The 6,820-nt window shown below is 36.8% G+C and carries 8 protein-coding genes; 3 read left to right on the forward strand and 5 right to left on the reverse strand.

The window, feature by feature from the left end:
• Window positions 1–465 precede the first annotated feature (465 nt).
• Window positions 466–2,034 (reverse strand): ATP-binding cassette domain-containing protein, encoded by a 1,569-nt coding sequence (locus FTU16_RS16055; RefSeq protein WP_159124549.1) that lies wholly within the window; start codon window positions 2,032–2,034, stop codon window positions 466–468.
• Window positions 2,035–2,415: 381 nt separating this feature from the next.
• Between FTU16_RS16055 and FTU16_RS16060 the strand changes: the two genes are divergently transcribed.
• Together FTU16_RS16060 and FTU16_RS16065 are read left to right on the forward strand one after the other, a co-directional pair.
• Window positions 2,416–2,709 carry a type II toxin-antitoxin system RelB/DinJ family antitoxin gene (locus FTU16_RS16060; protein WP_004870963.1) on the forward strand — a complete coding sequence of 98 codons (294 nt, stop codon included), beginning with the start codon at window positions 2,416–2,418 and terminating at the stop codon, window positions 2,707–2,709.
• Complete coding sequence (locus FTU16_RS16065; protein ID WP_001129137.1) at window positions 2,702–2,983, forward strand: type II toxin-antitoxin system YafQ family toxin; 282 nt, start codon at window positions 2,702–2,704, stop codon at window positions 2,981–2,983. Before FTU16_RS16060 ends, FTU16_RS16065 begins: the two co-directional genes overlap by 8 nt.
• Window positions 2,984–3,097: 114 nt before the next feature.
• Here FTU16_RS16065 and FTU16_RS16070 read toward each other — a convergent pair whose 3' ends face one another.
• Both FTU16_RS16070 and mobQ read right to left on the reverse strand, forming a co-directional pair.
• Window positions 3,098–3,568, reverse strand: a complete 471-nt coding sequence (locus FTU16_RS16070) for a hypothetical protein (protein ID WP_004870960.1) — start codon at window positions 3,566–3,568, stop codon at window positions 3,098–3,100.
• Window positions 3,565–4,536: a MobQ family relaxase gene (mobQ, locus tag FTU16_RS16075; protein WP_087528904.1), complete on the reverse strand. Its 972-nt coding sequence runs from the start codon at window positions 4,534–4,536 to the stop codon at window positions 3,565–3,567. Before mobQ ends, FTU16_RS16070 begins: the two co-directional genes overlap by 4 nt.
• Before the next feature lie 363 nt (window positions 4,537–4,899).
• Here mobQ and FTU16_RS16080 point away from each other — a divergent pair, with 363 nt between their 5' ends.
• On the forward strand, window positions 4,900–5,184 hold the full coding sequence (locus FTU16_RS16080) for a hypothetical protein (RefSeq protein WP_004871868.1): 285 nt from the start codon (window positions 4,900–4,902) through the stop codon (window positions 5,182–5,184).
• Here the strand turns inward: FTU16_RS16080 and FTU16_RS16085 are convergent.
• Together FTU16_RS16085 and repM are read right to left on the reverse strand one after the other, a co-directional pair.
• Window positions 5,181–5,477 carry a hypothetical protein gene (locus FTU16_RS16085; RefSeq protein ID WP_087528905.1) on the reverse strand — a complete coding sequence of 99 codons (297 nt, stop codon included), beginning with the start codon at window positions 5,475–5,477 and terminating at the stop codon, window positions 5,181–5,183. The genes FTU16_RS16080 and FTU16_RS16085 overlap by 4 nt on opposite strands.
• Window positions 5,474–6,406 (reverse strand): replication initiation protein RepM, encoded by a 933-nt coding sequence (repM, locus tag FTU16_RS16090; protein WP_026438545.1) that lies wholly within the window; start codon window positions 6,404–6,406, stop codon window positions 5,474–5,476. The genes FTU16_RS16085 and repM overlap by 4 nt, the downstream gene beginning before the upstream one ends.
• Window positions 6,407–6,820 lie beyond the last annotated feature (414 nt).

Raw genomic sequence — 6,820 nt, forward strand, 5'->3', positions numbered from 1 at the left:
TCCTCGCTTCGTGGGGCAGTTTTTGGGTAATCCTATTTGTGAAATCTAAAAGCAAAAATATTGGTAATGTATTCGCTTCGCTCATACTTTTTGAAAAGCAAAAGCTCCAAAGTTCGCACCCATTCGGGATGCTCTGTACCTACCGTTTAAAATCGAAAGGGAGCTTGTAATCAGAGAAAAGGCGAGGGCGAAATTTTGATGATGCTCAATCGCTCGTAGACACTCGCTCGGTTCTTATTATCTAGGTTTTAATTATTTAATTGAGCTAATCAAAGTTGTGAAACATTGATTAAATAGTAGGCGTGGAACGTGACAAATCATTAAAAAAGCCCGAACAGTGATGTTCGGGCTATCAACTAGAAACTACAGCGTTGAATTATAAGGATAATTATAAAGCATTTCGTATAAGGTGTATTATGTTAATTTTAGTAGAACTAATAAATCTATATATTTGAAAATGTCATTTTACTCAATTAAATACTCTTCAGATATTTCACACTGTTCAACAAAAAAATGATCATGTGAAACTAAAATTACAGCGCCCTGATATTGGCTAATAGCCTGCGATAGAAGCTCTCTAGACTCAATATCTAAATGATTTTCTGGTTCATCAAGCAATAATAAATCAATACCATCAGGATAGTGACTCATTGCTAATAATGCGACTTTCAATTTTTCACCACCACTCAGTTCTGATAGTTTTAATAAAGCTTTTTCACGACGAATACGTAACTGACCTAACAAATTTCTCCACTCAACTTCAGTAAGATTGGAGTTATAAAGTGCAAGGTTTTCGATTACGGATAAATCATTATTTAATAAACTAAAGTTTTGATCTAAATACAAACATGTTCCACTAAAGAAAATATCATCACGTTGATGGGTAGAAATCAATTTCAATAAGGTTGATTTACCAATTCCATTAGCACCTTTAAGATGGATTTTTTCGCCAGCTTTCAATGCAAAATTAATTTTATTTGTTGCTGTATGGGGTAGCTTTAAATCATGAATTCTTAAAATCTCTCCTTGCTTCGTACTCTGTAAGTGGAATTCAAACTTCTGAGCTTTGATTTTTTCTACAATGGTCTGCCTATTAATCAGACTATTTTTCAAATCATCAGTTTGTCGAGTTTGTTGGGCACGTAGCTTACCTAAGCTTTGTCCAGCATTTTCCTTTTTGAAATCTAGAAAAATCTTTGCTTGAGAATTAGAATCACGAAGTTCATTGCCTTTAGATTGACGTTTATTCGCTTTCATTAAGCTATCATGTTGCCGTTGTTTTAACTGCTTTAATTCTTTTTTCTCATTATTAATAGACTGAGTTAATGCATCCATGTGTAGCTGATGCTGTTGAATGTAATGCTCATAATTACCTTTGTAGTGTTGTAAGCCTAATTCAGTTAAAGCATAAATATGTTGGACTTGATTGAGTAATTGGCGATCATGACTAATCAGGCATACACCACTAGGGTGTGCCAAAATACTCTCAATTAACCATTGTCTAGATGTTGAGTCTAAATGGTTGCTTGGTTCATCTAAAAGTAGATAGTGATCCTTTTTTAAAAACAAACGACATAAAGCCAGCTTTGTTTTTTGTCCTTCACTCAGTTTTTCTGTTGGAAAGTTCAAATCCGTAGGTAAGTCAGCATTTTCAAGTATATTTTGCCATTTTTGTGGTAAATCCCAGGTATTTTCAACTAACTCATAATCATCAAAACTAGCTGTATTGTTCTCTATACGCCGAAAAGCATGATGTAAATGATCTACCTCTAATGCTTGTGCAATATTTTCAGCATTAAGGCGTTCTAATTGTGCCAAATAATCATGTTGGATATTCCATGAAACTTGACCACTATAATGAATATCTAAAGCTTGGCTTTGATCTAATATTCTGAACAATAGGGATTTACCTAAACCATTACGTCCAATTAATGCAGAAACCTGTCCTGATAAAAGCGTAATGTTTAGCTGATCAAACATTTTCTGTGTAGAAAATTCTAAATTTAAGTTTGAAGCAATACATGCATGTTGCATAAAAAATTCCTCATGTAGAGGATATGCAAAATAGTGAAGATTAACTTATAAAAAACAATATATTATTTAGGATATAAAGTAGAGACCAAGAATATATAGCCACAAGTAGAATCTATTTTGCACATCAAAAGTTTAAAAATAATGATGAGAAAATGACTTACTTCATTGGCGTTACTCTTGGGAGGATGATTTGAATAAGGTTATTTTATAATGATAAGACAATCTGTCAAGCTTGTACTAAAGCTTCTAAAAGTTATTTAACATAATGGCTGTTATACGAAATTCAGTTGTCAGAAACCATTTATTACATCAAAAGTAATGAAAAAGTAAAGAATATGACTTATATTATCTTTACTTTAATGGTTTTTGAGTGAGGGAATCATGTCCGCAGTCAATTTCAATATGCGCTTAGAAGCAGAGTTAAAAGAACAAGTCACCCCAATTTTGGAAGACTATGGTTTGACTATGCCTCAAGCATTCAAACTGTTCTTGAATCAAATCGTTAAAACTAAAGCGATTCCTTTGTCTTTTGACTATGCACGAGAACCTGCTTTAACTCCTAAAGCAGCAGCCAAGTTACTTCAATCTTTAAAAGAGATTGAAAATGGCGAGTACACCGAGTACGAAACGGTAGAAGAAGCGATTAAAGCTATGTCGGAAGAAGCACATGGCTAAACGTAAGATTATCGTAACCAGTTCTTTTAAACGTGATATTAAAAGACGTTATTTAGAACTGGTTACGGCTGAATGGGCAGAAGTATTAGATTGTTTAGTCGCAAATAATCCTTTGCCTGAAAAGTATTTAGATCATCCCTTGAAAGGTGGTGCAGAGTTTAAAAATTGTCGTGATTGTCATGTGAAGCCTGATTTAGTCTTGATCTATAGGCTTGTTGGTGACGATATTTTAGAACTGCATCAGTTGGATAGCCATTCCGAAATTTTTGGATGACTATCGCTCGATGCTTTGAAAGATGGCTTTAGCCATGTTTCAAAGTCGGGCAACTTTGCGACTGCTGTCATTGATTCGGTGATGGCAAGAGCCGAGCAAAGTACTGTCTAATCATTATTTTGGGTCAATCACACAATAATCCTTATTCGCTCCGTGACAGTCATTTTTCATGATGCGAACGCAAGACTTCCCATTGCAATTTTTAATATCTAGGCTGTATTTTTGTTCTAGCCATGCAACGTCTGCTCTACGCTGTTTGATTTCGTCCATGCTCGGCACATATAAAAATAATGCTAAAAAGAAAACGATCAGCAAGCTAACAAAAGCACTGGCGTAGATTGCCATGAATCGCCAGTCAAGTTGATTGGTTGCATTGTTTAATTCCCGAATACTGTTGTTGAGTGCGTCTATTTGCTTCTGATTGGCGTTTTTTAGGTGTTTTTCGGTCTTATTGAGTACTCCGCTAGCCACTTCCTTGTAAAACGCTTCTAATCGCTTGTTATCGTCTGCTATGGCTTCTCGATACTCTTTCATAGATGCCAGTAAAATATAGAGCTGGTCATCTAGGTCGTTTTGGTTGCTCATCGGTACATTCCGCCCTGATCTAAGTCTTGTGATGCTTTACGGTTGGCTCGCTCGGCTTGCTGTTGCTCTAGTTTTTGCTGTCGTTGTATTTCGGCTTGGCGTTCTTGTTCTAGGCGTTTAGCTTCTTGGTTTTTCTGCCATTGCTCGAAGCCTTGCTCGGCACGGTTTAAACCACGCTGTAAAACGCTGTCTGTGCGCTGTTGCTGTTGTTTGAGGTGTTGGGCGTTGTGTTGCTTCACATGGTCGTTATAACGGCTGATTTCGGTGTCTATGCCTTGTCTACGGAGTTGAGTGACCGAAGTCCCCTCATGAATGGTGGCTTGTAGTCCATTGTTCTGATCGGCATAGCTGCGGTGGTCTATTTTTTCTCGGTAGCCTGCTCGCTCCAGTGCGTGATTGGCTAAGTCCGCCCATGTTTCCCGAATCTGTTTGATGTCGTCTTGGGTTGTTCCCATATTTAGGCTTTTGCGTTTGGCATTACTTAACTCAATATCGGTTTTTGTCGTCAAAGTGAGTTTATTGTCAGGGTCTAATTCAGCTTTTCGGGTGGTCAGCATGATATGGGCGTGATGGTTTTTATCATTTCCGCCTTTGCTGGGTTCGTGAATGGCTAAATCTGCGATCACGCCATAGCGATCAACAAGTGATTGAGCAAACTCTTTTGCCAAGTCCTTACGTTGATCAGCGTCTAATTCATCAGGTAGGGCAATGACCCATTCTCTAGCAGTTCGAGCATCTTTGCGGTTTTCGGACTGTTCCGCCAAGTTCCACAATTCGCTACGGTCTATTTCTATATCAAGGTTAGACACAATTTCGCTATGGGCGACACCATCCTTTCTCGTAAAATCGTGGGTTAGTCCTGTTCGTTCATCTTTGAGTTTTTCCCCTGCACGATAAGCCATAGATGCAACGGCAGTTCTTCCCGAACTGCGGTTAACGGTTTTGGTTGTACAGTGGTAAATCGCCATTAAATTTTCCTTGTGGCATCCACGTATTGATTACATTTCGGGCATTCTTTTCTAATAGTTTGAATGGATACTCCATTCATTTGCTCTATAAGAATTTTAGGTAATTTGTATAAAAATTCATTCCCACAGTTTGAGCATATAAAAATATGCTGTTCATCAATATTGTATTTCTTCATTTGCTTTACCGCTCTTGCTTTTGCTTTTGGGGTTAAGGGGTGTCCCCCTTACGCATCTTTTGACTTGAATGAAATTCAAGTCGTAAGTGCGCATTTCATGAAAAACACGATAGCATATTACCCGCTTGAATTTCAATTCATAGGGTCTTATGCTTGAGTGGTTTTCTATATTCCGAAATTAACCGTTATGACTAAATCTGCTGAAAATATCGAAAAGAAAATTGAAGCCCAGTTAGAGAAGCTGAAACAGTTAAAAGCACAGAAACAGGCTATTGAAGCAAGAGAACGTACCAAAAAGAAAGAACAGGAGCGCAAGGATGATACTAGGCGTAAAATTTTGCTCGGTTCTTACTTGATTAAGAAAATGCAGGCAAATGAAGCCAATAAAGAAAAAATACTCGCTGAACTCAACGAATATTTAACAGAAAATAGAGATCGACAGCTTTTTGATTTGCCCGATATTGAAGCCTAATTTTTCTTAGCTGTTTGGTTGTTTTGTTCGGCTTGATACTCTGGAATGAGCGTATTTAAAACCTTTTGAATATTGTCCTTGTCCTCGATTTGTAAATTATCCCGATAGTAAATTAAGTTCTGTATTTTGCTTTCCATCTGCATTTTTTCGGTGGGTTCGGCATCTTTGGATAGTCGGGATAATAGGAAGATATAACCGCATATATTTTCCCTCGCAATTTCATAATTTACGATGTCGAGGTATTCAACGGTCACATGCTTTAGATCGGTTGATAGGTTATTTAATTTAATCATGGCTGAAATCCTGATTTTTCTAAAATTGGATAAAGCTCTCTGAATTTTTCAGGCTCTAAAAGCATATCAGCGATACGAATAGCAAATTGTTGGTAGCTTTCTGTACCTTGTGAATATTTCCCCATTTCAGGCATTTCTGACATTTTTTTTGCAAATAAATGGCGTTGTGCATCGGTCATTTTGATAAAAAAGTCAGGTGTGTTTGGGTCACGCTTAGAATCTAATTTTTTCGGTTGTTGTTTCTGCTTAAACTTGAATGAAAACCCAGTAATTGTACGCCCTTTCTTGTGTTGCTCATAAGTGGCTTTTATGTCTGTATGTTCATTGATTTGAGTAATGGCAGTTTCTAATACACGGCTTTTAAAATGGTGCATACGTTGATATTCATCATCTTCAACACCTAAATTTTTACGTAATTGTTGTAGTTCAAAAACAGGTGTTTTACCAACTTCACGCCAAGCGATTAATAACTCATAAAGTCTAGTAGCATACTTACTGGTTAGGTGTGCAACTTGTTTGGCTTCATATTTTGTAAAGTGTTCTTCTAATCTAGTGATTAAAGGAACTACATCAGGTGCGAAAGTAATTTCTAGTAATGCCAAATCATCTACATAAAAAATACGGCTTACCCAGCGAGAGCGAACGATACCTACCTTCCCTGTTTTTTTATATTCGGCTGTATAGCTAAACTGCCTGTTAAATAGATTATTTACGGCATCTTTCAGGGCTTTGTAGGATGCATCAGGTGATACATTAAATAGTTTTGCATAGTCACTAGCATGTATTTCTAGTTTGCTATCTGCCGTAATACCCCGCCCTAATTCCCTTGCATTAATGATTGCAAGCATGACTAAACGCTGTTCCGTTAGTTCTAAATTATAACTGGCGTTTATTAATGCATTATCTTTCACAACTAAACCATTCTTCATATTAAATACACGTTATTATTAATGTGTATTTACACACTATATATTTTATGTGTGTAAATCAAGAGAATTTGTGTGCTTATACAAGAGAATTTGTGTGCTTATACAAGAGAATTTGTGTGCTTATACAAGAGAATTTGTGTGCTTATATAAGCTGTAGTCCTCTAATATCAATGTTTTCAGCTTATCTAAAAGCATTTAAAAGCTTTAAAAATAATTAAAAGCCTTTCGAGAGGGGAGTGCAAACTGCCCTAGGTACTCGCTAAAGCTCGTACTCTATTGAAGCTCGTTCCTCGCTTCGTGGGGCAGTTTTTGGGTAATCCTATTTGTGAAATCTAAAAGCAAAAATATTGGTAATGTATTCGCTTCGCTCATACTTTTTGAAAAGCAAAAGCTCCAAAGTTCGCACCCATTCGG

The organism is Acinetobacter sp. YH12069, from assembly GCF_013419675.1.
Taxonomy (GTDB): domain Bacteria; phylum Pseudomonadota; class Gammaproteobacteria; order Pseudomonadales; family Moraxellaceae; genus Acinetobacter; species Acinetobacter amyesii.

Coding starts and splice junctions, on each gene's coding strand:
- FTU16_RS16065 (WP_001129137.1), top strand. CDS start 2,702: ATGGCTAAACGTAAGATTATCGTAACCAGTTCTTTTAAACGTGATATT.
- FTU16_RS16085 (WP_087528905.1), bottom strand. CDS start 5,477: ATGATTAAATTAAATAACCTATCAACCGATCTAAAGCATGTGACCGTT.
- repM (WP_026438545.1), bottom strand. CDS start 6,406: ATGAAGAATGGTTTAGTTGTGAAAGATAATGCATTAATAAACGCCAGT.
- FTU16_RS16080 (WP_004871868.1), top strand. CDS start 4,900: ATGACTAAATCTGCTGAAAATATCGAAAAGAAAATTGAAGCCCAGTTA.
- FTU16_RS16070 (WP_004870960.1), bottom strand. CDS start 3,568: ATGAGCAACCAAAACGACCTAGATGACCAGCTCTATATTTTACTGGCA.
- FTU16_RS16055 (WP_159124549.1), bottom strand. CDS start 2,034: ATGCAACATGCATGTATTGCTTCAAACTTAAATTTAGAATTTTCTACA.
- FTU16_RS16060 (WP_004870963.1), top strand. CDS start 2,416: ATGTCCGCAGTCAATTTCAATATGCGCTTAGAAGCAGAGTTAAAAGAA.
- mobQ (WP_087528904.1), bottom strand. CDS start 4,536: ATGGCGATTTACCACTGTACAACCAAAACCGTTAACCGCAGTTCGGGA.